Here is a 24,559-nt window from a genome sequence, read left to right on the forward strand (position 1 = left end):
GCGGCATGTTCGGCCAGGTTCCAGCAGTTCTTGCGGTCGATGTCACCCAGCAGCCCGCGCACATAAGCCCCAGCGGCGCGACGTGGTTCGACCCGGCCGAACCGAGAGGCGATCCGGGCCATCAGCTCGTTGAAGATGACCATCCAGCCATCAGGGTTTACGCTGTGGCTCGCGGCCACCGCACGATCTTTTGTAGTCCTCACAAACTCGAATGATCACGCGGTGGCCGTTGCCATGTGACCCCAACGTCTCAAGATCGCGAAGTGTCACTGGAGTACTAGAGCACGGTTCGACGCCAGCGTCTACGTGGATCGCAAGACTAGGCTCCGTATGCTCACACTGCCTGAGTTCGCGTGCGTGAAAGTGCCACCCGGAGCCAGCCTCGCCGTGCCCACCGTCAAGGACGTTGCACCGAATGGTCTGCTTGGAAAAGAGTGGCACTCCATCTCTATCAATCATCTGATCGCAGGTGACCCGACTGCAGTTCATAGGCTGGTCTTTCACGTCGCCAGTGAACTCACCCACTTCCCTTTGCCAGACTGCCATACCGACGAGGGTGTCCAGGGACAGCTAGAGTTCGCTCTTCCTGGCTGGCATCTGCGTATGGCTCGTATCGAACCGTCCCCTATCTCCGGACCGGCCACTATCGTCGAGGCCACGCCTGATCACCCTTCGCCTACAGGCGAAATGATCGACGTCCTAGGAGATCAGCTTTTCGACCTTCTGGGTTTGATCGCTGGCACCGAACCGGGCGTTGATCCAACCGTGGGGCTGAGTGAATCAGACGAGATCGTCTGGGTTCACTGGGGCGTGCCTAGAAGCGGTCAGGCAAGCTGGCGCTGGTGTGAACCTGAGATGGTGGAGTCGGTGCTGCCGATACTGGCGCATGGCTTCACCGGCCTGGTGCAGGATGTGGCCACTCAGAAGATTGTCAGTCGTGCGATCAGATACTGGATGGCTGCCAACGCCCGTGGCGTTGTCCTTGACGTCAAGATTCCTGTCGCATGTTCCGGGCTGGAACTTCTCGCGTGGACTGTCCTTCAGCAGCGCGGCTGGCTTACGGCGGAGTCGGTCAACAAGCTCAACGTAGCCGCGAATCTCAGACTGCTGCTGTACAGCATGGACATTCCGGTCGCACTGCCTGCCGGCTTCGATGCACTCGCGAAGCGTAACGGGGCTTACCACGGTGGAACGGCGAAGGGCCCAGAGTTGATCTTCGCCGTACGCAACGATCTTGTGCATCCTGCGAAGAAGGCCGCCAAGCTTGAGTGGCCGTCGTCGCCGGAGTTGACCGAGGCGTGGCGCCTGTCGATGTGGTACCTGGAACTCGTGATTCTCCGCTTGCTCGATTACCAGGGTGGGCACCTGTCACGACTCAAGCATGGGGCTTTCTCCATCGACTCTGTGCCGTGGGCTTCCTGAGCTGTGACAGACCGCTGCGGTAGTCACGCAGTTAGTCACTCAGGAGACAAGAGAGGCCGCTTCCGATCTTCGGAAGCGGCCTTCTACCTGCGGCAACTCTGTCGGGGTGGCGGGATTTGAACCCACGACCTCTTCGTCCCGAACGAAGCGCGCTGCCAAGCTGCGCTACACCCCGGTGCACACCGTCTTGCATGTGCGTGGAAAGTCTAGCCGACTTCGCGGGTGCTTGTGACCACTCGGCCCCGCCTCAGCGCCGGGGTACGAGGGTGAGCAGGGACGCCTCCGGGAAACAGGCGAAGCGGGCCGGGGCGTACGGGCTGGTGCCGAGGCCGGCGGACACGTGGAGCCAGGAGGAGTCGTGGCGGCTGAGGCCCTTGACGCGCTTCCTGTCGATGCCGCAGTTGGTGACCAGGGCGCCGTAGAACGGGATGCAGAGCTGGCCGCCGTGGGTGTGGCCGGCGAGGAGGAGCTGGTAGCCGTCGTCGGCGAAGCGGGTCATGTTGCGCGGCTCGGGTGAGTGCATGACGCCGAGGCGGAGGTCGGCGTCGGCGGGGGCGGGGCCGGCCACGAGGTCGTAGCGGTCGCGGGAGATGTGGGAGTCGTGGATGCCGGCCACTGCCACGTCGAGGTCGCCGACCTTGACGCGGGCGGTGGTGTTGTTCATGTCGAGCCAGCCCTCGGCGGCCATGCCGGCGCCCAGCTCCTCCCAGGGGAGCGACGGGGTGTGCTGGCGGCGTTCGTTGCGCGAGGTGCGCCAGAGGTAGCGCAGGGGGTTCTTGGGCTGCGGAGCGTACAGGTCGTTGGAGCCGTACACGAACAGGCCGGGGCGGCGCAGCAGGGGCTCCAGGGCGTGCAGGAGCGACGGGACGGCGTCGGGGTGGGCGATCGAGTCGCCGGTGTTGACCACCAGGTCGGGCTCCAGCGCGCCGAGGGAGCGCACCCAGTTGATCAGCATGGTGCGCCGGGGCGTCAGGTGCAGGTCGGACAGGTGCAGGATCCGTACGGGGCGCTGGCCCCGCGCCAGGACCGGCACGTCGAACCGGCGCAACCGGAACGAGTTGCGCTCCACGATCGACGCGTAGGCCACGCCGGCCACGCCGAGCCCGAGCACTGACAGCGGCACTGCGACTGCTTTCCTCACCTCTTCATGATGCCCGACATCCGGCACGGGCCGTCCGCGCACGCGGCAAGATGGACCGCATGAGCGGACTGAAAGACAAGCTGAAGGCCGACCTGACGGCCTCGATGAAGAATCGGGACGAGCTCCGGCTGCGGACCATCCGGATGGCCCTGGCGGCGGTGAACGTCGAGGAGGTCTCCGGCAAGGCGGCGAGAGAGCTCACCGACGCGGAGATCATCAAGGTGCTGACCCGGGAGGCCAAGAAGCGCCGGGAGGCGGCGGAGGCGTTCGGCAACGCGGGCCGCGCCGAGCAGGCCCAGGCGGAGCGCGACGAGGAAGCGGTGCTGGAGGAGTATCTGCCCGCCCAGTTGTCCGACGAGGAGCTGGGCAGGCTGGTCGACGAGGCCGTGTCCGAGACGGGCGCCTCGGGCCCGCAGGCGATGGGTCAGGTCATGAAGGCGGTCAACCCGAAGGTCGCCGGGCGGGCGGAGGGTGGCCGGGTGGCCGCCGCCGTGCGCGCCAGGCTGGCGGGCTGACGTCGTGGCTGGACGGGCCTCCGGTGGCGAGGGCCCGTCCGTCAGTCAGTCGGCCGGCACCAGGCCGGTCTCGTTCCAGTCGCCCCAGCCGCGGTTGTTGTCGCCGCCGCGTCCCCGGTCGCCGCGGTCGTTGTCGCGGTCGAACAGGTCGCGCAGGTCGTCGAAGTCACGGTCGCCGCGGTCGTCGCGCTCCTTCTTCTTCGGCTTGGGCGCGCACTTGTCGCTGCAGCCGCCGAAGCGGGACCGGTCGGCCGAGTGGAACTTGGCCGGCTCCACGCCCTTGAGCGCGGAGATCATCGATTCCTTCCAGATGGGGCCGGAGATCGAGGCGCCGTACACGTACGGGTAGTAGCGGCCGCCGATGGTCACGCCGATCAGGTTGTGGCTGAAGGCGCCGCGCGGGTCGCCGATGCTGACGGCCGACGAGAGGTTGGGCGTGTAGCCGGCGAACCAGGCGGCGGTGTAGTTGTCGGTGGTGCCGGTCTTGCCTGCGGCGTCGCGGCCGATGCCGCCGACCCCGCTCATCGTGCCCTTGGTGAACACGCCGGACAGGATGGCGCTGACCGCGTCGGCGACCTCCTCGTCCAGGACCTGCTCGCACTTGGGCTTGAACCGGGTGACCTTGCCGTCGCGGTCCTTGACCTCGGTGATGGCCAGCGGGGCGCAGTATTTGCCGCGGGCGCCGAGGGTCGCGTAGGTGTTGGCGACCGTCACCGGGTCGACCTCGTTGATGCCGAGGGTGAAGGTCTCGAACTCGCCCAGCTTCCCGCCGTCGGCCCGCTTGAGCCCCATCTTCTTGGCCGTCTTGACGGTGTCGCAGAGGCCGACGGACTGCTGCAGCTTCATGAAGAACGTGTTGACCGAGCCCCAGGTGCCGCTCTCCAGCGTCTTGAAGCCGCCGCCGCCCTCGCTGGAGTTGTTGACGGTGTGGGAGGGGTCGCCGACGCCGTTGCCCTTGCAGTCCTTGAACGAGCTGTAGCCGGTGGCGCGGTAGCCGTTGGGGGCGGGGAAGCCGTCGGCGAACTTCATGCCCTCCGCCAGCGCCGCGGTCAGCGTGTAGACCTTGGCGGTGGAGCCCTGCTGGAAGCCCCGGCCGCCGCCGTGCGCGGCGTCGGCGACCAGGTTGTAGGACATCTCGTTCTTCTTCTTGGAGTTGCCGAACTTGCGGGAGGCGGCCATGGCCTTGATCTCGCCGGTGCCCGGCACGACCATCGCCTGGGCGGCCACCGGCTTGTCCTTGGGGCTCACGTACTTCTTGATGGCCTTCTCGGCGGCCTTCTGCATCTTCGGGTCGATCGTGGTCTTGATCGTCAGGCCGCCGCGCTGGAGGAGCTTGAGCCGCTCCTCGGCGGTCTTGCCGAAGTCCTTGTTGAGGAGGATCTCGTTCTGCACGTAGAGGCAGAAGTACGGGTATGAGCTCTCCTCGCAGCCGCCGGGCATCTCGACGTCCTTCCAGCCCAGCTTCTTCTTCTTGGCCTCGTCGGCCTCCGGGCGGGTGATCGCGCCGACCTCGGCCATGCGGTCGAGCACGACGTTGCGCCGCTCCAGCAGCAGGGCCCTGGACTTGGGGCCGACGTTGGGGTCGGTGCGGGCGGGGTTCTGCACCGCGCCGGCGAGGGTGGCGGACTCGGCGAGGCTGAGCTCGGAGGCGGGCTTGTCGAAGAAGCGCCGGGCGGCGGCCTGGATGCCGTGGGCGCCCGCGCCGAAGTAGGCGATGTTGAGGTAGCGCTCGAGGATCTCGTTCTTGGTGTACTTCTGCTCGATCGCCATGGCGTAGCGCAGCTCGTTGAGCTTGCGTGAGACGGTCGTGGCGGTGGCGGCGGCCCTCTCCTCGTCGGTCTCGGCGGCGTTGACCAGCACTTGCTTGACGTACTGCTGAGTGATGGAAGAACCGCCCTGCGTGACGCCGCCGGTGGTAAGGTTTTTGATCAGAGCGCGGGCGGTGCCCTCGATGTCGATGGGCCCGTGCTTGTAGAAGCGGAAGTCCTCGATCGCGATCAGGGCTTTCTGCATGATCGGGGCGACCTTGTCGAGGCTGACCGACTGGCGGTTCTCGAAGTAGAACTGCGCGATCTGCTTGCCGTTCGCGTCGACCAGCTTGGTGCGTTCGGAGAGCGGTGGCTCTTCGAGCTCCTCGGGCTTGAGGTCGAGCGCTCCCACGGCCGACTTGGCGGAGACGCCCGCGCCGCCCACGGCGGGCAGCGCGACGGCGGCTGCGAGCACGCCCGCGGCCACGCCGGCCGTCGTCAGTTTGATGACGTTCAGGATCGGCGCGAAACGATCTTTGCCCTGAGCTTGCACGGTCCCAAGCCTACGTCGAAAGCGTGAGGCTAACGGTAACACCACACCATTTCGCCTTGACTGGTAGGGGTGACTAGTCATTCCCGGTCAAGAGTCCAGCGAGAATTTGGTCCTCTGGGGTCTGTCGGTCCGAAGGTCTCGTTGCGTACGTTCTCCCTGCGGCAACTGAATACGGAGGCTCGGCGCCCGCGCCCGTCGGCCCCAAATGACGACTGACCACCTAAGGGGAGTGGGGTCGAAAATGTGGATCACGGATTGGACCTCCCGTGCCGCCTGTCGAGGTGCGGACCCGGACGCGCTGTTCGTCCAAGGGGCTGCGCAGAACAGGGCGAAGCTGATCTGCCGAGGATGCCCGGTCCGTACCGAATGCCTCGCCGATGCGCTGGACAACCGCATCGAGTTCGGGGTGTGGGGCGGTATGACCGAACGCGAACGGCGTGCGCTGCTACGGCGGCGACCCGACGTGGACTCGTGGCGTGAGCTGCTCGAGTCCGCGAAGGAAGAGTACGAGCGGACCAACGAGCTGATCGCCGGCTGATCGGTCCAGGCGAGGCGCGGCCGGCGAAGACGCCGGCCGCACTCTTATGCCTTCGCCATGAGCTCGCCGATGCGGCGCAGGCCGGCCAGGTCGTGCACGTCCTCGGACATCGCGGCGACCTGGGCGACCGGCACCGTCGGGTGCGCGGTCACGAAGCGGTCCTGCTCCCGGTGCTCGCGAGCGGCGAGTTGCATCCTCCCGGTGTGCAGCCGCAGCACAGCGGCGGTCAACTCGTGTTCGCCCCGTGATTGCAGGTCCTCGGCGGCCGCGGCGCTCCTCACTCCTGAGAGCGTCGCGGCCGGTGACTCGTGCACCCGGTTGACGACCAGGCCGGCGAGGGGCATGCGCTCCTCGGCCAGTCGCTCGACGAAGTAGGAAGCCTCGCGCATGGCGTCGCGCTCCGGCGCGGCGACCACGAGGAAGGCCGTGCCGGGCGCCTGCAGCAGCTTGTACGTGAGTTCGGCGCGCTGCCTGAAGCCGCCGAAGACGGCGTCGAGCGCTGACACGAAAGTCTGCAGGTCCTTGATCACCTGGGCGCCGAGCAGTTTGGTCAGCGCGCCGGCGACGAACCCGAACCCGGCGTTGAAGATGCGGAAGGCGCTGCGCCCGCCGGCCTTGGCCGGGGCGGTCAGCAGCCGGATGAACCGCCCGTCGAGAAACCTCCCGAGCCGCTCGGGCGCGTCGAGGAAGTCGAGCGCGGAGCGCGACGGCGGGGTGTCGACGATGATCAGGTCCCACTCGTCGGAGCGGCGGAGCTGGCCGAGCTTCTCCATGGCCATGTACTCCTGGGTGCCGGCGAAGCTCGACGACAGCGACTGGTAGAAGGGGTTCGACAGGATCTGGCGGGCCCGCTCCGGGTCGGCGTGCGCCTCGATGATCTCGTCGAACGTGCGCTTCATGTCGAGCATCATCGCGAAGAGCTGGCCGCCGCTCTCGCACTCGACGATGCGGCGCGGGGTGTTGTCGAGCTCGCTCAGCCCCATCGCCTGGGCCAGGCGCCTGGCGGGGTCGACGGTGAGCACCACGGCGCACCTGCCGCGCTCGGCGGCGCGCAGGCCGAGCGCCGCGGCGGTGGTGGTCTTGCCGACGCCGCCGGAGCCGCAGCAGACGATGATGCGGGTGCCGCTGTCGTCGAGGATGGCGTCGATGTCGAGGGTGGCGGGCTTTCTCACGCTGCTCCCTGGGTGCGGATGCTCTCGGCCAGCTCGTACAGGCCCGCGAGGTCGACCCCGTCGGCCAGCAGCGGCAGCTCGTAGCTCGGCCGTTCGGCGGCGGTGAGGGTGTCGCGCTCGTCGCGTTCGATCTCGGTGCGGCGGGCGTGCTCGGCGAGCTCCTCGGCGAGCGCCTCGGCCAGGGCCTTGGCGTCGCCGCCGGTGGCCAGGCCGGCGGCCTCCAGACCGGCGACGAGCTCGGCGGTGTCGACGCGGCCCTTGACCGCCTTGTCGAGGACCGGCTGGGGGAGGAGCGGCTCGCGCACCATGTTGATGAAGACGCCGCCGGGGGGCAGGCCGGCCGCCTGAAGATCGGCGAGGCCGTCGAGCGTTTCCTGGACGGGCATTTCTTCCAACAAAGTCACGAAATGCACCGCTGTTTCCGGGCTTTTCACGACGCCTCGTACGAGATCGGAATGGTTCTTGATGGGGCCGACCCTCGCCAGGTCCGCGACCTCCTCCGTGACGTTCAGGAAGCGCGTGATGCGGCCCGTCGGCGGCGCGTCGAGGACCACCGCGTCGTAGACCCGCTTGCCGTCCTTGCCACGCCGGCGCACCGCCTCGCTGGTCTTGCCGGTGACCAGGACGTCGCGGAAGCCGGGGGCGATCGTGGTGGCGAAGTCGAGCACGCCCATCTTGGTCAGCGCCCGGCCCGCCCTGCGCATGCCGTAGAACATCTCCAGGTATTCGAGCATGGCCTCCTCGGGGTCGACGGCCAGCGCGTAGACGTCGCCGCCGTCGGGGGCCACCGCGATGCGGCGCTCCTCGTACGGCAGCGGCGGCAGGTCGAAGATCTGGGCGATGCCCTGCCTGCCCTCCACCTCGACGAGCAGCACCTTGCGCCCGCCCGAGGCGAGGGCGAGCGCGAGAGCGGCGGCCACCGTCGTCTTTCCGGTGCCGCCCTTGCCGGTGACGACGTGCAGTCGCACACCGTCCCAATCCGTGTCCCGAGAGTCCACGATTCGAGGCTACCGAACGGTCATTTGACGCAAGCCCACGAGTGCCCCGGAGATTGCTCACACTACGCTGATGGCCATGAAGAAATGGGAGTACCTCACGGCTCCGGTGCTGATCCACAACACCAAGATGATCCTCGACAACTTCGGCTCCGACGGCTGGGAGCTGGTCCAGATCCTTCAGGGCGCCACGCCCGAGCAGCTGGTCGCCTACTTCAAGCGGGAGAAGCAGTGACTCCGGAGCAGAAGATCGCCGACCTCGGGCTGGAGCTGCCCGAGGTGGTCGCGCCGCTGGCCGCGTACGTGCCGACCGTGCGGACCGGCAACCTGGTCTACACCTCGGGCCAGGTCCCGGTGGTGAAGGGCGAGGTGCGGTTCACCGGCAAGCTCGGCGCCGACGTCACCGTCGAGGACGGCCAGGAGGCGGCCAGGATCTGCGCGCTCAACGCGCTGGCCGCGCTGAAGGCGGAGGTCGGTGACCTGGCCGAGGTCAAGCGGATCGTCAAGGCCGTGGTGTTCGTGGCCAGCGCCCCCGACTTCACCGGGCAGCCGCAGGTCGCCAACGGGGCCAGCGAGCTGCTGGGCGAGGTGTTCGGCGAGGCCGGCAAGCACGCGCGTAGCGCGGTCGGGGTGGCGGCGCTGCCGCTGAACGTCCCGGTCGAGGTGGAGCTCATCGCCGAGGTGTCCTGAACGCCGGATATGTCACTATGACCGAGTGATGTTCTAGTTGGAGGTCATCGTGGCTGGTCTTCGGTTCTCTCGGGAACACGCCGAACACATCAGAGACGTGCTGTCCGGGCGTGTCGCCCCGGTCCGCGCGCGGGACGCCGCCACCGTGGCGCTCTTCCGCGCGGGCCGGGCGGGCGGCATCGAGGTCTACCTGCTGCGGCGCAAGGCGACCATGGCCTTCGCCGCCGGCGCGTACGTCTTCCCCGGCGGGTCGGTCGACCCGCGCGACACCGACCAGGCCGTGGCCTGGGCGGGGCCGTCGCCCGCCGAGTGGGCGCGGGCCTTCCGCGCCGACGAGGCGGTGGCCAGGGGCCTGGTGTGCGCGGCCGTACGCGAGACGTTCGAGGAGTCGGGGGTGCTGCTCGCCGGGCCCGGCCCCGAATCCGTGGTCGCCGACACCCGGGGCGACGACTGGGAGGCCGACCGGCTGGCCCTCATCGACAGGAGCCTAGGCTTCGCCGACTTCCTCGCCAAGCGCGGCCTGGTGCTCCGCTCCGACCTGCTCAAGCCGTGGGCCCACTGGATCACGCCCGAGGCCGAGACACGGCGTTTCGACACCCGCTTCTTCGTCGCCGTGCTGCCCGAGGGCCAGCGGACCCGCGACGTGGGCGGCGAGGCCGACCAGGTCGAGTGGCGCCGGCCGGCCGAGGCCCTCGCCATGGCTGACCGGGGCGAGATCTTCCTGATGCCCCCCACGTACCGCACCCTCGGCGACCTGGCCCGCCACGACGGCGTGGAGTCGGTGCTGGGCGAGCGGCGGGAGATCGTCACCGTGCTGCCCAGGGTCGTGGAGGTCGACGGCGAGTTCCGGCTCGAGTCGGCATGAGCGGCCTGCACATCCCGCTCGACACGCCCGACGGGTCGCGCACCGCGCACGCGGAGAACCTCCTCGCGCCCAACCCGTCGATCATGACGCTCGACGGCACCAACACGTGGGTGATCGGCGGCCGGGAGGTCATCGTGGTCGATCCGGGGCCGGACGATGAGGCGCACCTGCTCCGGGTCCGTGACCACCTGGGGGATCGCCGGGTGACCCAGATCCTGCTCACCCACGGGCACTTCGACCACAGCGGCGGGGCCAGGCGGTTCGCCGGGCTCGTCGGAGCGCCGGTGCGCGCCCTGGACCCGCGCCACCGGCTGGGCGACGAAGGGCTCGCCGACGGCGACGTGGTCGTCGTGGACGGGCTGGAGATCCACGTGTACGGCACGCCCGGCCACTCGGCGGACTCGCTCTGCTTCTGGCTGCCGGAGGACCGGGCCATGCTGACCGGCGACACCGTGCTCGGCCGGGGCACCACGATCATCGCGGGGGACGGCGGCCTGGCCGACTATCTGCGCAGCCTGGACCGGCTCAGGGCGGCGGCGGAGAGCCTGGAGGCGCAGGCCCTGCTGCCCGGCCACGGCCCCGTGCTGCCCGACCCGATCGGCGCGCTCGACAGCTACGTCGCGCACCGGCGGGTGCGCCTCGACCAGATCAGGGAGGCGCGGCGCCAGGGCGCGCGCACGCCGCGGGAGATCGTACGGATCGTGTACGCGGACGTCGACAGGTCGCTCTGGCCCGCGGCCGAGATGTCGGTGCGGGCCCAGCTCGACTATCTGGACCGGTTGTAGAGCCGGTCGTGGTCGAGGATCACCACGGCCTTGGCCTCGATGCGCAGCCAGCCGCGGTGCGCGAAGTCGGCCAGGGCCTTGTTGACCGTCTCGCGGGAGGCGCCGACGAGCTGGGCCAGCTCCTCCTGGGTGAGGTCGTGGTGGACGCGCATGCCGTCGTCGGTTTTGGTGCCGAACCGCTCGGCCAGGTCGAGCAGCTGCTTGGCCACCCGGCCGGGCACGTCGGTGAACACCAGGTCGGCCAGCACGTCGTTGGTGCGGCGCAGCCGCTGGGCGAGCGCCCGCAGCAGGTGGAGCGCCACCTCCGGGCGGCCCGTCAGCCAGGGGCGCAGGTCGTCGTGGCCCAGCCCGGCCAGGCGCACCTCGGTCAGCGCGGTCGCGGTGGCCGTGCGCGGACGCGGGTCGAACAGCGACAGCTCGCCGAACATCTCGCTCGGGCCGAGCACGCTGAGGACGTTCTCCCGGCCGTCGGGGGAGGTGCGGGAGAGCTTGACCTTGCCTTCGAGCACGACGTAGAGCCGGTCGCCCGTCTCGTTCTCGTGGAAGATCGTCTGCCCTTTGGACAGCTGGACCTCCGTGATGCTCGTCCTGAGCGCCGCGGCGCTCTCCCGGTCGAGCGCGGCGAACAGGGGGGCCTTGCCCAGCACGTCTTCGGTGTTCACTCTGCCTCCTCTGCTGCCATTGTGACGCACACCACTCCGGGCGGCACACCTGGCGAGCCAGGCTCGCCCGGGGGTGCCGCTCAGCGGCTGGATGAACCGCGTGCCGGGCTCGAAATGGTTCCCCCCACGACGAGCCGTGCGATCCTCCTGCCGAAGTGTACGAACAAAACCGTCAACATGCTTACTCATCCCCCGCTCAGAGCCCTCCAGTCCGTTACATACACCGATAAAAACGGCCCAATCCCCCGAAGAGGGGATTTATGATCTTCCTTCTCATGGCCGGCTCCCTCGTACGCGGAAAGAAAGCGTCATGTCCCGGGAAGCGGCGGGTGGCCATACCCTTGCGGCATGGCGACGAACGTGGCGGGCGCCCGCGGACGCAAGCCGGAGACCCGGCTGGGGCTGGTGCGGCGGGCCAGGAAGATGAACCGGATCCTCGCGGACACCTACCCCGACGCTCACTGCGAGCTCGACTTCACCAACTCGTTCGAGCTGCTGGTCGCCACCGTGCTGTCGGCGCAGACCACCGACGTGCGGGTCAACCTGACCACGCCCGCGCTGTTCGCCAAGTACCCGACGCCCGACGACATGGCCGCCGCCGACCCCGAGGACCTCGAAACGATCATCAAGCCGACCGGGTTCTTCCGGGCGAAGACCCGCTCGCTGATCGGGCTGGCCAAGGGGCTGCGCGACCGCTTCGGCGGCGAGGTGCCGCGCAAGATGGACGATCTCGTCTCGTTGCCCGGCGTCGGCCGCAAGACCGCCAACGTGGTGCTCGGCAACGCCTTCGGGGTGCCGGGGCTGACCGTCGACACCCACTTCCAGCGGCTGGTGCGCCGCTTCGGCTGGACCGAGGAGGCCGACCCGGTCAAGATCGAGCAGGTGGTCGGCGAGCTCATCCCCAAGCGCGAGTGGACCGTCTTCTCCCATCGGATCATCTGGCACGGCCGCCGCATCTGCCACGCCCGCAGGCCCGCGTGCGGCGTCTGCCCGCTGGCGGCGCTCTGTCCCTCGTACGGCACCGGCCCGACCGCCGTCGAGGAGGCGCGCAAACTGGTGCGTTCCGGTCCCTTCTCCTGAGCGGGGAAGTTCGGTGATCCCCGCGGTGTTGGAGAAGTCGTGACCGAGGTGCCCCACTGGCTTGACCAGCTCGCCGCGAACGCCGTACAGACCCGTGTCCCCCCGGGGCTGCGCCCGCCTGTGCGGGGCGGACGCAGGGCGGCGGTGCTGGCGCTGTTCGGCGACGGCCCCTACGGCCCCGACGTGCTGCTGATCCAGCGCAGCACGCGCGGACGGCGCCACCCCGGCCAGCCGGCGTTCCCCGGCGGCGGCGTCGACCCCGAGGACGACGGGCCGATCGGCGCGGCGCTGCGCGAGGCCGAGGAGGAGACCGGCCTCGACCCGCGCGGCGTCACCGTCCTCGCCACCATGCCCGAGCTCTACCTCTCCCACAGCGACAACCGGGTCACCCCCGTGCTCGGCTGGTGGCACGACCCGTGCGCGGTGCACGCCGCCTCGCCCGACGAGGTCGACTCCGTCGAGCGGGTGCCGGTGACCGAGCTGACCGACCCGGCCAACCGCCTCATGCTGCGCCACCGGGCCGGGCTCGCCGGTCCGGCCTTCCGGGTGCGCGGGATGCTCGTGTGGGGGTTCACCGCGGCGGTGCTCGACGGGCTGCTGCGCGAGGGCGCGCTGGAGCTGCCGTGGGACCGCGACCGGGTGGAGGAGATCCCGCCCGAGGTGCTACAGCTCGCGGCCCGTGGCTAGCGCCACGCCGAGCGAGGCCCAGCCGGCCACGTCGGCGTCGGCGTCCAGGGTCAGCGAACGCAACGCGGCCAGCCCCGTACGGTCGGGTGGGTCGCCCAGCACGTGCTGCAGCGCGTAGGCCGCCCCGTACCTCACCCGCGGGTCGCGATGGGCGGCCAGGTCGATCACCGACGGCAGCGAGCGCGGGTCCCCGAGATGACCGAAGGCGATCAGCACCGAGTACAGCACCACCGCGTCGTCCTCGCTGGCCGCCAGATAGCGCAGGATCGGCAGCGCGCGGTCCACGTACGCCCCCAGCAGGCCCAGGATGTCGACGCCCAGCAGCCGCTCGGCGGTCCCGTCCGCGGCGCACAGCCGCCGGGCCTCGATGAAGCACTCCAGATCGCCGCGCTCCCGCAGCCGGCTGATCACCTGCCAGCGCACCGGCCCGTCCGGGTCGGTGTCGCGCAGAGCTGCCTCGATGAGACCACGAACTGTTCCCTCGAACGGCGGCATGCGGATCACGTTAGCCACGGGCCGCGGGCGGTCCTGGCAGAAGACATGCACACTTGACCCAGACCCTGGTTAGCTTTGAAGCGTGCGCGGTGATCTGCTTGACCTCATATTGATCGGCCTCGTGATCGCTTTCGGGATCTCGGGATACCGGCAGGGCTTCATCATCGGGGTGATGAGCTTCGTCGGGTTCGTGGGCGGGGCCGTCCTGGGGGTGTTCATCGCGCCGCCGATCTCCCGCACCGTCGTCGACGGCGACACGCCGCAGGCGCTGCTCGCCATCGTGATCGTCTTCCTGGCCGCGACGATCGGCCAGTTCGCCTCCTCGACGATCGGGGCCGTGGTGCGCTCGCACGTCACGTGGGAGCCCGCCAAGGTGGCCGACGCGGTCGGGGGCACGTTCGCCAGCGCGCTGTCGGTGCTGGTGATCGCGTGGCTGATCGGGTCGCTGATCGTCTCGACCTCGTTCACCCCGCTGGTCGACCAGGTCAAAGGGTCGTTGCTGCTCACCACCGTCGACCAGGCGATCCCGCAGGCCGCGCGCAACTGGCAGCAGCCGTTCAAGAAGTTCATCGACCGCTCCGAGTTCCCGCCGGTGTTCGACGCGATCGGCGCGGGCCAGCTCGTGGACGTCGAACCGGCCCCCCGCAGCATCCTCAAGGGCGCCAAGCTGGAGCGGGCCACCCGCGCCATCGTCAAGGTGCAGGGCAACGCCGAGAGCTGCAACAAGCACATCGAGGGCACCGGCTTCGTCTACGCCCGCGACCGCATCATGACCAACGCCCACGTGGTCGCCGGGGTGACCCGCGACCTGCAGATCGTCGACCACAGCGGCCGGCGCCACGCCGCCACGGTGGTCCGCTACAACCCGCGCCGCGACATCGCCGTCCTCCGCGTCCCGGGGCTCGACCTCCCGGCGCTGGCCTTCAACGGCGAGGCCGAGAAGGGCGACAACGCGATCATCGCCGGCTTCCCGAAGGGTCAGGGCTTCTCCGCCGAGCCGGCCCGCATCCGCAGCCGCATCAACAACGCCGAGAGCCCCGACATCTACCGCGACACCAACGTCACCCGCTCGGTGTACGCGATCCGCGGCCTGGTGCTGCCCGGCAACTCCGGCGGCCCGCTGCTCTCGGTCGACGGCCGGGTGTACGGGGTGATCTTCGCGGCCGCGGTCAGCCAGGAGGAGACCGGCTACGCGCTGACCGCCGACGAGGTCCGCCCGGACGCCGAGCAGGGCAAGAACGACACCAGCCCGGCCGACACCCAGCAGTGCGACTAGGTCAGGTCGTCCGGCTCCGGCAGCTCGGCCAGGATCAGCGCGACCGCCTCGGCGGCGTCGCTGTCGTCGTGCAGGCCGGACGCCGCCCTGCCCACCGCGTCGTACGGGTCGCCGTACGACTGCACCCGGGCCGCGCCGCGGGCGAACAGCGTCAGCGCGCCGCGCGCGTTGCCGCGCTGCAGGTGGGTCAGGCCCACGCAGATCTGCGCGAGGCCCTGCCACAGCTCGCGCTCCTCCTCGGGGGCGCACTTCCAGCGCCCCTCGAACACCTCGTGCGCGCTGAACGGCAGGCCCTCCTCCAGGAACCGGCGGCCGTCGGCGAGCGCCTGCCCGGTGGTGGGCGCGTAGTCGTCGGGCACCCTCGGCATGCCCTCCGAGCCGTACGGCAGCGGCCGGCCGAACGCGTCACGCGGGCGGGCGTTGCGCGGGCGGCCCTCCGGATCTCGGTCTCTCATCGGTCGGGCTCCGGGTCGTCGAGCCAGCCGAGCAGCTCGGTGTCGAACACGTCGGGAATCTCCTCGTGCGGGAAGTGGCCCGCCCCCTCGAACAGCCGCCACCGGTACGGGGCGGCCACGTAGCGGCCAGACCCCTGCGCGGTGCGCGGCAGCGTGCAGGTGTCGAGCGCCCCGTGCAGCTGCAGCGTCGGCGCCTCGACCTCGGTCCGCATGGCCCTGGCGTACCGCCGCCCGTCGGGGCGGAGCTGCGAGCGGCCGAACCACCGGTGATACTCCAGCGCGCAGTGGGACACGGCCGGGATCGTGAACGCCTCGCGATACGTACGGGAGGTCTCCTGGTCCGGCCACCCGGGCCCGGACCAGTCGTCGAGCAGCCTGCCCACCAGCGCACCGCCGCGCCTGGTCAGCCTGCGCTCGGGCAGCAGCGGAAGCTGGAAGCCGAACGCCCGCCGGCTGGCCTTGAGCTGGCCGAACGGGTCGGTCAGCAGCGCGTTGCGCAGCCGCAGGGGATGCGGGGCGGACACGGTCACCAGCCGGTGCACGCATTTGGGGTCGAGCACCGCCATCGTCCAGGCCAGCAGCCCGCCCCAGTCGTGGCCGACCACGATCGCGCCGGTCTCGCCGAGCGCCTTGATCAGCCCGGTCGCGTCGGCGGCCAGCGTCGGCAGGTCGTAGCCGCGCGGCGGCTTGTCGCTGCCGCCGTAGCCGCGCAGGTCGACCGCGACCGCGCGGAAGCCCGCCTCGGGCAGCGACCTGAGCTGGTGCCGCCACGTCCACCAGAACTGCGGGAAGCCGTGCAGCAGCAGCACCAGCGGGCCGTCGCCGGCCTCCACGACGTGGAACCGCGTGCCCCCCGCGTGCACCGTGCGGTGCGTCCAAGGGCCTTCGATCTGGACGACGGCCTCGTCAGACGCCACCGGGTGTCACCGGCCTCTTGACCGGGACCGGTCGATCGTCCGCCACCGGGACCTCATCCGGATGGGCGATCTCCTTGAGTCCCTTCAGCGACCGGGCGGTCCGCTTCATCCCGGCCAGCCCTTTCAGCTTGCGGACTCCGACGTAGACCAGCAAAGCCGCGACAAGCAGGTAGAAGACGGTCACGGCGAGGAAGGCCACCCACGTCGGCATCCACTGAGCGAGCACGAAGGCGATCGCGAAGGAGGCGAGGATCAGGCACAGGTGGGCCATGAAGGCGGCGGCGGCGAACAGGCCCCCGGCCGTGCCGACCCGCTTGGCGTCGAACCTGAACTCGGCCTTGGCCAGCTCGATCTCCGAACGGACCAGAGTCGAGATGTGATCGCTCGCCTGGGCGACGAGCGAGCCCAGCGATTCTTCCTCGGGAGTCTGCGGCATGAACGTCTCCTATCGAGGCCTGACGGCCGTGTCAATCATCGTCAGCGGGATGCGACGCCCGCATACCGTATGGGACCCGGCCCCACCGCCGCGTCCCACCCGTGGAGCCCGCCTGACTGCCTCGCCGCCCCGGCCGAACATCCCAGGAACCTGCCCACCACGCGCCCCGCAATCACTCCCAGATCTACCCGATCCGAGAACATAGCGCCGAGCCGGTCCGGCACACGAGCGACCCCCCGCCCGGATGATCCAGGGCAGGGGGTCGCGTACGAGGGCTTCTAGTCTTCGGCCTTGGCCGACGGGAGCTTCTCCGAGATCAGGTTCATCACCGTGCTGTCGGCCAGCGTCGTGACGTCACCGATGCTCCGGTTCTCCGCCACGTCGCGCAGCAGCCGCCGCATGATCTTGCCGGACCGGGTCTTGGGCAGCTCCGGCACCACCAGGATCTGGCGGGGCTTGGCGATCGGGCCCAGCGTCTTGGCCACGTGCGCGCGCAGCTCGGCCGCGATGTCGTCGCTCTCCTCGACCGTGCCGCGCAGGATGACGAACGACACGATGGCCTGGCCGGTCACCGGGTCGGTGGCGCCCACGACCGCCGCCTCGGCCACCTTCGGGTGGCTGACCAGCGCGCTCTCCACCTCGGTGGTGGAGATGTTGTGGCCGGAGACGAGCATGACGTCGTCGACCCGGCCCAGCAGCCACAGGTCGCCGTCCTCGTCCTTCTTGGCGCCGTCGCCGGGGAAGTACATCCCGTCGAACCTCGACCAGTACGTGTCGATGTAGCGCTGGTCGTCGCCCCAGATCGTGCGCAGCATGGCCGGCCACGGCTCGCGGATGACGAGGAACCCGCCGCCGCCGTCGGGCACGCTGTTGCCCTGGTCGTCGACCACGTCGGCGACGATGCCGGGCAGCGGGCGCATGGCCGCGCCCGGCTTGGCGTGGGTCACGCCGGGCAGCGGGCTGATCATGATGGCGCCCGTCTCGGTCTGCCACCAGGTGTCGACCACCGGGCAGCGGTCGCCGCCGATGTTCGCGCGGTACCAGACGTACGCCTCGGGGTTGATCGGCTCGCCCACCGAGCCCAGGACGCGCAGGCTCGACATGTCGAACTTGGCGGGGATGTCGTCGCCCCACTTCATGAACGTGCGGATGGCCGTGGGCGCGGTGTAGAGAATCGAGATCTTGTACTTCTGCACGATCTCCCAGAACCGCCCGCGGTGGGGGGTGTCGGGCGTGCCCTCGTAGATCACGCTCGTCGCGCCGTTGGCCAGCGGGCCGTACACGATGTAGGAGTGGCCGGTCACCCAGCCGATGTCGGCGGTGCACCAGTAGATGTCGGTCTCGGGCTTCAGGTCGAAGACCGCGTCGTGCGTCCAGGCCGTCTGGGCCAGGTAGCCGCCGGTGGTGTGCAGGATGCCCTTCGGCCTGCCGGTGGTGCCGCTGGTGTAGAGGATGTAGAGGGGGTCCTCGGCGCCGTGCGGCTCGGCGGTGTGCTCGGTGCTCTGGCGGTCGACGACGTCGTGCCACCACAGGTCCTTGTCGCCGAACGCGACGTCCTGCCCGGTGCGCCGGACCACCAGGACCTTCTCCACCTGGGGGCTCTCGGCGACGGCCTCGTCCACGGTCGGCTTGAGCGCCGACGGGGCGCCGCGGCGGTAGCCGCCGTCGGCGGTGACGACCAGCTTGGCGTCGGCGTCGTGGATGCGGCTCTTCAGCGCCGCCGAGGAGAAGCCGCCGAAGACCACCGAGTGGACGGCGCCGATGCGCGCGCAGGCCAGCATGGTGATCGGCAGCTCGGGGATCATCGGCAGGTAGACGGCCACCCGGTCGCCCTTGCCCACACCCAGCTCGCGCAGGGCGTTGGCGGCCTTGCAGACCTCGTCCTGCAGCTCGGCGTAGGTGATCACCCGGGAGTCGCCCTCGGGCTCACCCTCCCAGTAGTAGGCGACCTTGTCGCCGTGGCCGGCCTCGACGTGACGGTCGACGCAGTTGTAGGCGACGTTCAGTTCGCCGCCGACGAACCACTTCGCGAAGGGCGCGTTCCACTCGAGCGTGGTGTCCCAGCGTTTGGCCCAGGTCAGCCGTTCGGCGACACGCTCCCAGAAGCCGAGGCGATCCGCGTCCGCCTCGGCGTAAGCGGCGGCGGTGACGTTCGCGGCCGCCGCCAGCTCGGCCGGTGGCGCGAACCGGCGGTTCTCCTGTAGCAAGTTGGACAGGGCCTGGTTCTCTTTGCCAGGGGTCTCCGGGGCCACCTTCGCGCTCCTTCTAGGGCCAGATCGGGTAGGTCATGTCCCACTTCACCAGGTCACAGCACACCCACACAAGAGGTCTAGACAGGTCTGTACCGTTCGGCGCAGGAAGTCGACAGCTTGCCGATTTGAATGACAAAAGCTATTGAAACGTTGTCATCCTGAAATGTCCTGCTTGGAGCGCGCCAATTGGAGGCGGCTTTATGGGCCCCGCGAGGGTGATCCTCTACCCGCGGGTATGGTCGATATCCGTGAGTGACCCATTGGCCGCCCTCGCGCGGCTTCCCGGTGTGTCCGAAGCGGTCGACGCCGCACGGGAGGCCGTCGACCGGCTCTACCGCCACCGCGTCCTGCGCCGGGCGAGCCCGGCCGTGTCCACCGAGTCGTCGCTGCGCGGCGCCCGCGCGTCCGCCGCGATCGAGGGCGCGGACGTCCCGCTCGACGCGCTGCGCAGGGACGAGGCGCACGACCCGGTCGTGCAGGGAGCGCTGCGCGCCTCCGCGGAGCTGGGCCGCCTCGGGCCGACCTGGCGCAAGGCCCCCAGGCAGGTGCTGGCCCGCCTGCACACCGTCGCCGCGGCCGGACTGACCGGCCAGGAGGCGCTGGGCCGCCCCCGGACCGCCGACGACGCTCCCGACCCGCTCGGCCTGGGCGCGGCGCCGTCCGCCGAGGAGACCGCGGCCCGGATGGAGCGCCTGATCTTGCTGATGGACGGCGCCACCAAGGCCGCCCCGGCGCTGGTGCTGGCCGCCGTCGTGCACGCCGAGCTGGCGGTGCTGCGGCCCTTCGGCACGGCCGACGGCGTCGTGGCGCGCGCCGCCGAGCGGCTCACGCTGGTGGAGTACGGGCTCGACCCCAAGTCGCTGGTGGCCGTCGAGGTGGGGCATCTGGAGCTGCCGTACGCCGAGGGCTTGCGGGCCTATCTGAGCGGCACACCCGAGGGCGTGGCCCAGTGGATACAGCAATGTGCCTCTGCGGTAAGCCTGGGGGTGCGGGAAGCGGTCGCCATCTGCGAAGCCATGCAAAGAGGCTGAGAAACGTAGCTGACGGCGCCTCTGTCAAGAGACGCCGTCCGCCGGTGCATCACGCCGGGTTACCAAGCGTGCACCTCAATTCGTCGGAGCGGGTCAAGCCCGTCACGACGCGCCTCCCGCGGCTGGTCGCGCGTGGGTACCCGGTTGATGCACCCGGACCACTGGTCCGTGACACCTTTCTATGACGGATCAGCCCTGATGGGAACCCCCGGGAGCAAGACCTTTACCGGAGGTTGGCCGCGTGTCCGGTGTGGCGGATCGGCGTCGCGGTACGGGGCGTGGTTATCAAGTCGTGATGATCACTGTCCGTGATCGGCTTTATGTGATCGTTATGCGATTACGAAAAAACTTGGCGGAAATACCAGATTGCGCCTCGACGAAACTCGAGTGGATCGGGCAGCATACGGTGGTATCACCAGAAACTGGAGTGACTGCGCATGGGCTGGGTTTCCAAGTCCCTTGCCATGCTCCGGTGAAGTGATGAAAGCTTTCTTCTGAAACGGGACCGGCTCTACCCCCCCGGAGCCGGACCGAACAGGCGACCCCCGCTCTCCCCCCCGGCGGGGGTCGCCCCATTTCCGGACTTCGCCCGTAGCCGTCGTCCACAGCCTGTGCACGGCCTGCGGCGTCATCCCCAGAACCGCGTTCGCCTCCCCGCGCCCGGCCTCGTCCCGGGCATGGTCGGACCTCCCCGACCCCGAGGGAGTCCGATGAATCGCCCACTGGTCATCACCGAGGACCGCGACCTGCTCGACGACCTGGTCCGCGTCGCCGCCGCGGCCGGCGCCCAGATCGACGTGGCCCACGCGCCGGCCCACGCCCGCCCGTTCTGGAGCCTCGCCCCGCTGGTGGTCGTCGGCGCCGACCTCGCCGACGCCGTCGCCGCCTGCGCCCCTCCCGCCAGAGACCGCGTGCTCCTCGTCACCCGCGCCCCCGACGACCCCGACACCTGGCGCCGCTGCGTCTCGGTCGGCGCCCAGGCCGTCGTGCCCCTCCCCGACGAGGAGCGGCGCCTGGTCGAGGAGTTCGCCGACGCCATGGAGCCCCACCCGCGGTCCGGCGCGGTCCTCTGCGTCATCGGCGGCCGGGGCGGCGCGGGAGCCAGCGTGCTGTCGGCGTGCCTGGCGCTCAGAGCCTCCGGCGACCGCCTCCGCACCCTGCTGGTCGACGCCGACCCGCTGGGCGGCGGCCTGGACGCCCTTCTGGGCCAGGAGGAGACGCAGGGGGCCCGCTGGGCCGACCTGGTGGCCAGGCAGGGCCGCATCAGCTCCACGGCCCTCCAAGGAGCCCTTCCCTGCTTCGGCGACCTCGCGGTCCTGTCGTTCCACCGGGGCGAGGTCCGCCCCATCCCCAGGGAGGCCATGCGCTCGGTCCTCGAAGCCGGCCGCCGGGGCTTCGACCTGGTGATCGTCGACCTTCCCCGCCACCTCGACGCGGCCGCCGCCGAAGCCCTGGGCAGGGCCACCACCACCCTCCTGGTGGTCACGGCCGACGTCCGCGGGGTCCTGTCCGCCGCCCAGGTCCTGCGGCAGGCGGCCGAGCACACCTCCGACATCCGCGCCGTCATCCGCCCCGGCGTCCTCGACGCCGACGCGGCGGCGGCCTCCCTGTCCATCCCCGCCGCCGCCCACCTGCCCGACCACCCCCGCCTGACGGCCACGCTCAACCGCGGCGAACTCCCCAGACTGGGCCCCCGCACCACCCTCGGCGCCCTCTGCACGACGCTCCTCCACGATCTCCTCCCGGCGTGACCCCTTCGGCCACCGCCCGCGATCCCACCCGAATCGAGACCACCGTGCAGGTAACCCCCGAGCTCGTGGAAGCCGTCCGCGTACGCCTCGCCAGAGCGGGAGCCGAACCCACGGCCGCCCAGGTGGCCGTGGCACTCCGCGCCGAGAGGGCGGTCTACGGCGACGCCGAGATCCTCGCCGTCGCCCGGGCCCTCTGCGCCGACCTCATCGGCGCGGGCCCGCTGGAGCCGCTCCTGGCCGCGCCCGAAGTGACGGACGTCCTGGTCAACGGCCCCCGCGAGGTATGGGTCGACGACGGCAGGGGCCTGCGCCTCACCCCCGTCACCTTCACCGACGACGCCGCGGTCCGCAGGCTCGCCCAGCGCCTGGCCGCCGCGGCGGGCCGCCGCCTCGACGACGCCTCCCCGTACGTGGACGCCCGCCTCGCCGGAGGCGTCCGCCTCCACGCGATCCTCCCCCCGATCGCCTCGGGAGGCACCTGCGTCTCGCTGCGCCTGCCGCCCCGCCGCACCTTCACCCTGCCCGACCTGGTGGCGGCGGGGACCATCACCCCCGCCGCCGTCCCGATCCTCACCACCTTGGTCACCACCAGGAGAGCCTTCCTGATCTCGGGCGGCACCGGCACGGGGAAGACGACCCTCCTCTCCGCCCTCCTGTCCCTGGCCGACCCCGGCGAACGCCTCCTCCTGGTCGAGGACTCCGCCGAGCTCCGCCCGCTCCACCCGCACGTGGTCCGCCTGGAGTCCAGACCCGCCAACGTCGAGGGCGCGGGCGGCGTGGGCCTGCGCGACCTCGTCCGCCAGGCCCTGCGCATGCGCCCCGACCGCCTGGTGGTCGGCGAGGTCAGAGGCGCGGAAGTGGTCGACCTCCTCGCGGCGCTCAACACGGGCCACGAGGGCGGCTGCGGCACCCTCCACGCCAACACGGCCGCCGACGTCCCGCCCCGCCTGGAGGCCCTGGGCTGCGCCGCGGGCCTCAGCAGACAAGCCGTCCACAGCCAACTGGCGGCCGCCCTGGACGTCGTCATCCACCTCACCCGCAGCCGCACCGACGGCAGACGCCGCATCTCCGAGATCCGCCTCCTGACCAGAACCGACGACGACCTCGTACGAGCCATCCCCGCCGTGACCTTCACCCCCGAAGGCCACGCACACCCAGGCCCCGCCTACACAACCTTGACCGGCGACTCCCCGCCCCTTCCGCCCTCACGAGAAGCCCCGCCGTCCGAGAGCCCTCGCCCTCTCCCCACCGGCCAGGCTCCCTCTCCCGAGGAGTCCGCGTCATGACCGTCGTGGCCGCCGCCTTCCTCATCGCGCTCGCCGTATGGCTCTGGACCAGCCCCGACGCCGCGACCCTCCGTCTGGCCAGGCTCACCCACCACGACGACGAGCCGCGCCCGCCCAGCCTGAAGGCCCTGTTCGCCCGCCCGAGCAGGTCACGCCGAGCCGACGCCTGGCGCCGCGCGTCGATCGAGCTGTGCCACGCGATGACCGCCGAGCTGTCAGCGGGCCGGACCCCCGGCGAGGCCCTGTCCAGAGCACTCGACGCCGTCGACCTGCCGGACCCCGGCGGGCTCCGCCCCGTGTCGGCCGCGGCCAGAGACGGCGGTGACGTCTCCGCCGCCCTGCTCCGGGCCGCCCCGGAGGAGGGCGGCGAGGGCCTGCGCCGCCTCGCCGCCTGCTGGGACGTCAGCGTGACGGTCGGCGCCGGCCTGAGCGCCCTCGTGGACCGCGTGGCGGCGACCCTGCGCGCATCCCAGGCCCACCGGCAGGACGTCGCCGCCCAACTGGCCGGCCCTCGCACGACAGCCAGGATGCTGGCCGTCCTCCCCGCGCTGGGCCTCCTGATGGCCGCCGCCCTGGGCATGCGTCCCCTCACCTTCCTGCTGGGCGGCCTCCCAGGCCTCCTCTGCCTCGCCGCCGGCATCTCCCTGGACGCCTGCGGCCTCTGGTGGACCCACCGCATGGCGACCAAAGCGGTGAACCCCTGACCCGCCCTGACAAGGCCAGGCGTCCTGCTGAGCAAGCGGAACCGGCCAACCGACCTGGATGCTCGCGGCCTCACCCCATGACGACCCACCCACAGAAGACCCGCCGCCGCATGACGACCTGCCCCGTGGAGACCCCCGGCCATGCAAAAACCGACCGCCACGTCACGTCGGCCGCCACGTGGGAGCCGACCGCTACACCAAGACCGGCCGCCATGTGGAGATCACCCCGCCACATCGAAGATCCACCGCGCCCGATAAACCCATCCGCTGCGGAAAGTTCCGACCTCCGTCACAGCTAGGACCACCCGATGCTCGCGCTCGCCTCCATCCTCTGCACTGCCCTGGCGGCTTACCTCTGGACTTCGCCCACCACTCCCGCGCAACGCCTCGCCCGCCTGCTCCCCGAGCCCTCACCCCGGCAGAACGGATCCCGTCCCGCCGACCCACCTTCGCCCGTCTGGCTCACTGACAGGGCGCAGACCGGGCGCCGGCTCTCAAGCCGCACCCTCGTCCCGTCGCTCTGCCTGGGTGTTGTTGTCGCCCTGCTGGTAGGCGGCGTCCCCGGCATCGTCACGGCCCTCCTCGCCACCCCCGTCACCGCGGCAGCCCTTCACCGCAGAGATCCGCCAGAGCTCGAACGCGACCGCAACCGGATCACCGCGGACCTGCCGTTCGCCGCCGACCTCATGTCCGCCTGCCTGCTCGCGGGCCAGCCCACCAGCGCCGCCACCGAGACCGCCGCCACGGCGATAGGCGGCCCCCTCGGGCTGAGACTCACCTGGGTGGCCGCCCAGCTCAAACTCGGCGCCGACCCCGAGCCGACCTGGACCCACCTGTCCCGCGACCCGGCCACAGCCCAACTCGCCCGAGCGATGATCCGAGCGTCCCAGAGCGGCGCCCCCGTGGCCGACATCCTGACCCGCCTGGCGGACGACGCCCGCGAAACGTCAAGGGCCGCCTCTGTGGCCGCGGCCCGCAGTGTGGGCGTCAAAGCGGTGGCACCCCTGGGCCTCTGCTTCCTCCCGGCGTTCGTCCTCTTGGGAATCGTCCCCGTGGTAGCGGGCTTGGCCACCACGATCGTCCTCCCTTGACGAGAGCGCTCC

The 24,559-nt window shown here is 70.5% G+C and carries 25 protein-coding genes, 1 tRNA gene and 1 pseudogene; 15 read left to right on the top strand and 12 right to left on the bottom strand.

Features of this window, described 5'->3' with window-relative positions; all coding sequences use genetic code 11:
* Positions 1 to 122 (bottom strand): annotated as a pseudogene (locus KME79_RS47665) (IS701 family transposase); the annotation flags it as partial.
* A gap of 265 nt (positions 123 to 387) precedes the next feature.
* Between KME79_RS47665 and KME79_RS13945 the strand changes: the two are divergent.
* Positions 388 to 1,422 (top strand): hypothetical protein, encoded by a 1,035-nt coding sequence (locus KME79_RS13945; protein WP_219544798.1) that lies wholly within the window; start codon positions 388 to 390, stop codon positions 1,420 to 1,422.
* Between the two features lie 101 nt (positions 1,423 to 1,523).
* Here the strand turns inward: KME79_RS13945 and KME79_RS13950 are convergent.
* Together KME79_RS13950 and KME79_RS13955 are read right to left on the bottom strand one after the other, a co-directional pair.
* Positions 1,524 to 1,597, bottom strand: a tRNA-Pro gene (locus KME79_RS13950).
* A gap of 72 nt (positions 1,598 to 1,669) precedes the next feature.
* A complete protein-coding gene (locus KME79_RS13955) occupies positions 1,670 to 2,563 on the bottom strand; it encodes a metallophosphoesterase (RefSeq protein WP_219544799.1) in 894 nt (297 codons plus the stop codon).
* 59 nt (positions 2,564 to 2,622) lie between these two features.
* On the opposite strand from KME79_RS13955, the gene KME79_RS13960 reads away from it, so the two are divergent.
* A complete protein-coding gene (locus tag KME79_RS13960; protein WP_148036280.1) occupies positions 2,623 to 3,078 on the top strand; it encodes a GatB/YqeY domain-containing protein in 456 nt (151 codons plus the stop codon).
* A 45-nt stretch (positions 3,079 to 3,123) separates the two neighbouring features.
* Here the strand turns inward: KME79_RS13960 and KME79_RS13965 are convergent, their stop codons facing one another.
* Positions 3,124 to 5,379 (bottom strand): transglycosylase domain-containing protein, encoded by a 2,256-nt coding sequence (locus tag KME79_RS13965; RefSeq protein ID WP_308248904.1) that lies wholly within the window; start codon positions 5,377 to 5,379, stop codon positions 3,124 to 3,126.
* Between the two features lie 241 nt (positions 5,380 to 5,620).
* Between KME79_RS13965 and KME79_RS13970 the strand changes: the two genes are divergently transcribed.
* Positions 5,621 to 5,917 (top strand): WhiB family transcriptional regulator, encoded by a 297-nt coding sequence (locus KME79_RS13970; protein WP_148036282.1) that lies wholly within the window; start codon positions 5,621 to 5,623, stop codon positions 5,915 to 5,917.
* Positions 5,918 to 5,961: 44 nt separating this feature from the next.
* Here the strand turns inward: KME79_RS13970 and bagB are convergent, their stop codons facing one another.
* Positions 5,962 to 7,089 carry an ATPase BagB gene (gene bagB / locus KME79_RS13975; RefSeq protein ID WP_219544801.1) on the bottom strand — a complete coding sequence of 376 codons (1,128 nt, stop codon included), beginning with the start codon at positions 7,087 to 7,089 and terminating at the stop codon, positions 5,962 to 5,964.
* Positions 7,086 to 8,087, bottom strand: a complete 1,002-nt coding sequence (gene bagA / locus KME79_RS13980) for an ATPase BagA (protein WP_219544802.1) — start codon at positions 8,085 to 8,087, stop codon at positions 7,086 to 7,088. Before bagA ends, bagB begins: the two co-directional genes overlap by 4 nt.
* Before the next feature lie 76 nt (positions 8,088 to 8,163).
* On the opposite strand from bagA, the gene sp36 reads away from it, so the two are divergent.
* From sp36 to KME79_RS14000, 4 genes are all read left to right on the top strand, one after another.
* On the top strand, positions 8,164 to 8,319 hold the full coding sequence (gene sp36, locus KME79_RS13985; protein WP_090945153.1) for a Sp36 family protein: 156 nt from the start codon (positions 8,164 to 8,166) through the stop codon (positions 8,317 to 8,319).
* A complete protein-coding gene (locus KME79_RS13990) occupies positions 8,316 to 8,774 on the top strand; it encodes a RidA family protein (protein WP_148036284.1) in 459 nt (152 codons plus the stop codon). The genes sp36 and KME79_RS13990 overlap by 4 nt, the downstream gene beginning before the upstream one ends.
* An 88-nt stretch (positions 8,775 to 8,862) precedes the next feature.
* Positions 8,863 to 9,639 carry an NUDIX hydrolase gene (locus KME79_RS13995; protein ID WP_148037237.1) on the top strand — a complete coding sequence of 259 codons (777 nt, stop codon included), beginning with the start codon at positions 8,863 to 8,865 and terminating at the stop codon, positions 9,637 to 9,639.
* Positions 9,636 to 10,424, top strand: a complete 789-nt coding sequence (locus tag KME79_RS14000) for an MBL fold metallo-hydrolase (protein ID WP_219544803.1) — start codon at positions 9,636 to 9,638, stop codon at positions 10,422 to 10,424. Before KME79_RS13995 ends, KME79_RS14000 begins: the two co-directional genes overlap by 4 nt.
* Here KME79_RS14000 and KME79_RS14005 read toward each other — a convergent pair.
* Positions 10,406 to 11,086, bottom strand: a complete 681-nt coding sequence (locus KME79_RS14005) for a Crp/Fnr family transcriptional regulator (protein WP_148036286.1) — start codon at positions 11,084 to 11,086, stop codon at positions 10,406 to 10,408. The two genes, KME79_RS14000 and KME79_RS14005, sit on opposite strands and share 19 nt — an antisense overlap.
* Before the next feature lie 348 nt (positions 11,087 to 11,434).
* Here KME79_RS14005 and nth point away from each other — a divergent pair, with 348 nt between their 5' ends.
* Positions 11,435 to 12,166: an endonuclease III gene (nth, locus tag KME79_RS14010; RefSeq protein WP_148036287.1), complete on the top strand. Its 732-nt coding sequence runs from the start codon at positions 11,435 to 11,437 to the stop codon at positions 12,164 to 12,166.
* Positions 12,167 to 12,205: 39 nt separating this feature from the next.
* Entirely contained in the window at positions 12,206 to 12,853 is a 648-nt protein-coding gene (locus tag KME79_RS14015; RefSeq protein WP_148036288.1) for an NUDIX hydrolase, read from the top strand.
* On the opposite strand, the gene KME79_RS14020 is transcribed toward KME79_RS14015, so the two are convergent.
* The gene (locus KME79_RS14020) at positions 12,830 to 13,348 is read right to left on the bottom strand and encodes a HEAT repeat domain-containing protein (RefSeq protein ID WP_219544804.1); all 519 of its coding nucleotides are present in this window, start codon (positions 13,346 to 13,348) and stop codon (positions 12,830 to 12,832) included. The genes KME79_RS14015 and KME79_RS14020 overlap by 24 nt on opposite strands.
* A gap of 82 nt (positions 13,349 to 13,430) precedes the next feature.
* Between KME79_RS14020 and KME79_RS14025 the strand changes: the two genes are divergently transcribed.
* A complete protein-coding gene (locus tag KME79_RS14025; RefSeq protein WP_148036290.1) occupies positions 13,431 to 14,624 on the top strand; it encodes a MarP family serine protease in 1,194 nt (397 codons plus the stop codon).
* On the opposite strand, the gene KME79_RS14030 is transcribed toward KME79_RS14025, so the two are convergent.
* The 4 genes from KME79_RS14030 to acs form a co-directional block, all read right to left on the bottom strand.
* Positions 14,621 to 15,079 carry a DUF309 domain-containing protein gene (locus tag KME79_RS14030; protein WP_148036291.1) on the bottom strand — a complete coding sequence of 153 codons (459 nt, stop codon included), beginning with the start codon at positions 15,077 to 15,079 and terminating at the stop codon, positions 14,621 to 14,623. The genes KME79_RS14025 and KME79_RS14030 overlap by 4 nt on opposite strands.
* On the bottom strand, positions 15,076 to 15,996 hold the full coding sequence (locus KME79_RS14035) for an alpha/beta fold hydrolase (RefSeq protein WP_219544805.1): 921 nt from the start codon (positions 15,994 to 15,996) through the stop codon (positions 15,076 to 15,078). Before KME79_RS14035 ends, KME79_RS14030 begins: the two co-directional genes overlap by 4 nt.
* Positions 15,986 to 16,432: a phage holin family protein gene (locus KME79_RS14040; protein ID WP_219544806.1), complete on the bottom strand. Its 447-nt coding sequence runs from the start codon at positions 16,430 to 16,432 to the stop codon at positions 15,986 to 15,988. Before KME79_RS14040 ends, KME79_RS14035 begins: the two co-directional genes overlap by 11 nt.
* 278 nt (positions 16,433 to 16,710) lie before the next feature.
* Entirely contained in the window at positions 16,711 to 18,684 is a 1,974-nt protein-coding gene (gene acs, locus KME79_RS14045) for an acetate--CoA ligase (RefSeq protein WP_219544807.1), read from the bottom strand.
* Positions 18,685 to 18,932: 248 nt separating this feature from the next.
* Here acs and KME79_RS14050 point away from each other — a divergent pair, with 248 nt between their 5' ends.
* From KME79_RS14050 to KME79_RS14070, 5 genes are all read left to right on the top strand, one after another.
* A complete protein-coding gene (locus KME79_RS14050; RefSeq protein ID WP_308248905.1) occupies positions 18,933 to 19,715 on the top strand; it encodes a Fic family protein in 783 nt (260 codons plus the stop codon).
* Between the two features lie 710 nt (positions 19,716 to 20,425).
* Complete coding sequence (ssd, locus tag KME79_RS14055; RefSeq protein WP_219544809.1) at positions 20,426 to 21,466, top strand: septum site-determining protein Ssd; 1,041 nt, start codon at positions 20,426 to 20,428, stop codon at positions 21,464 to 21,466.
* Positions 21,467 to 21,498: 32 nt separating this feature from the next.
* Complete coding sequence (locus KME79_RS14060; protein WP_219544927.1) at positions 21,499 to 22,752, top strand: TadA family conjugal transfer-associated ATPase; 1,254 nt, start codon at positions 21,499 to 21,501, stop codon at positions 22,750 to 22,752.
* Complete coding sequence (locus tag KME79_RS14065) at positions 22,749 to 23,456, top strand: type II secretion system F family protein (RefSeq protein ID WP_219544810.1); 708 nt, start codon at positions 22,749 to 22,751, stop codon at positions 23,454 to 23,456. Before KME79_RS14060 ends, KME79_RS14065 begins: the two co-directional genes overlap by 4 nt.
* 308 nt (positions 23,457 to 23,764) lie before the next feature.
* Complete coding sequence (locus KME79_RS14070; RefSeq protein WP_219544811.1) at positions 23,765 to 24,547, top strand: type II secretion system F family protein; 783 nt, start codon at positions 23,765 to 23,767, stop codon at positions 24,545 to 24,547.
* Positions 24,548 to 24,559 lie beyond the last annotated feature (12 nt).

The organism is Nonomuraea harbinensis (assembly GCF_019396385.1).
GTDB classification, from domain to species: Bacteria; Actinomycetota; Actinomycetes; order Streptosporangiales; family Streptosporangiaceae; genus Nonomuraea; species Nonomuraea ferruginea.

Excerpts from the sequence above, each read along its gene's own strand:
- KME79_RS13960 (WP_148036280.1), top strand. The coding sequence starts at position 2,623 with ATGAGCGGACTGAAAGACAAGCTGAAGGCCGACCTGACGGCCTCGATG.
- KME79_RS13970 (WP_148036282.1), top strand. The coding sequence starts at position 5,621 with ATGTGGATCACGGATTGGACCTCCCGTGCCGCCTGTCGAGGTGCGGAC.
- sp36 (WP_090945153.1), top strand. The coding sequence starts at position 8,164 with ATGAAGAAATGGGAGTACCTCACGGCTCCGGTGCTGATCCACAACACC.
- KME79_RS14000 (WP_219544803.1), top strand. The coding sequence starts at position 9,636 with ATGAGCGGCCTGCACATCCCGCTCGACACGCCCGACGGGTCGCGCACC.
- nth (WP_148036287.1), top strand. The coding sequence starts at position 11,435 with ATGGCGACGAACGTGGCGGGCGCCCGCGGACGCAAGCCGGAGACCCGG.
- KME79_RS14020 (WP_219544804.1), bottom strand. The coding sequence starts at position 13,348 with ATGCCGCCGTTCGAGGGAACAGTTCGTGGTCTCATCGAGGCAGCTCTG.
- KME79_RS14030 (WP_148036291.1), bottom strand. The coding sequence starts at position 15,079 with ATGAGAGACCGAGATCCGGAGGGCCGCCCGCGCAACGCCCGCCCGCGT.
- KME79_RS14040 (WP_219544806.1), bottom strand. The coding sequence starts at position 16,432 with ATGCCGCAGACTCCCGAGGAAGAATCGCTGGGCTCGCTCGTCGCCCAG.
- ssd (WP_219544809.1), top strand. The coding sequence starts at position 20,426 with ATGAATCGCCCACTGGTCATCACCGAGGACCGCGACCTGCTCGACGAC.
- KME79_RS14065 (WP_219544810.1), top strand. The coding sequence starts at position 22,749 with ATGACCGTCGTGGCCGCCGCCTTCCTCATCGCGCTCGCCGTATGGCTC.
- KME79_RS14070 (WP_219544811.1), top strand. The coding sequence starts at position 23,765 with ATGCTCGCGCTCGCCTCCATCCTCTGCACTGCCCTGGCGGCTTACCTC.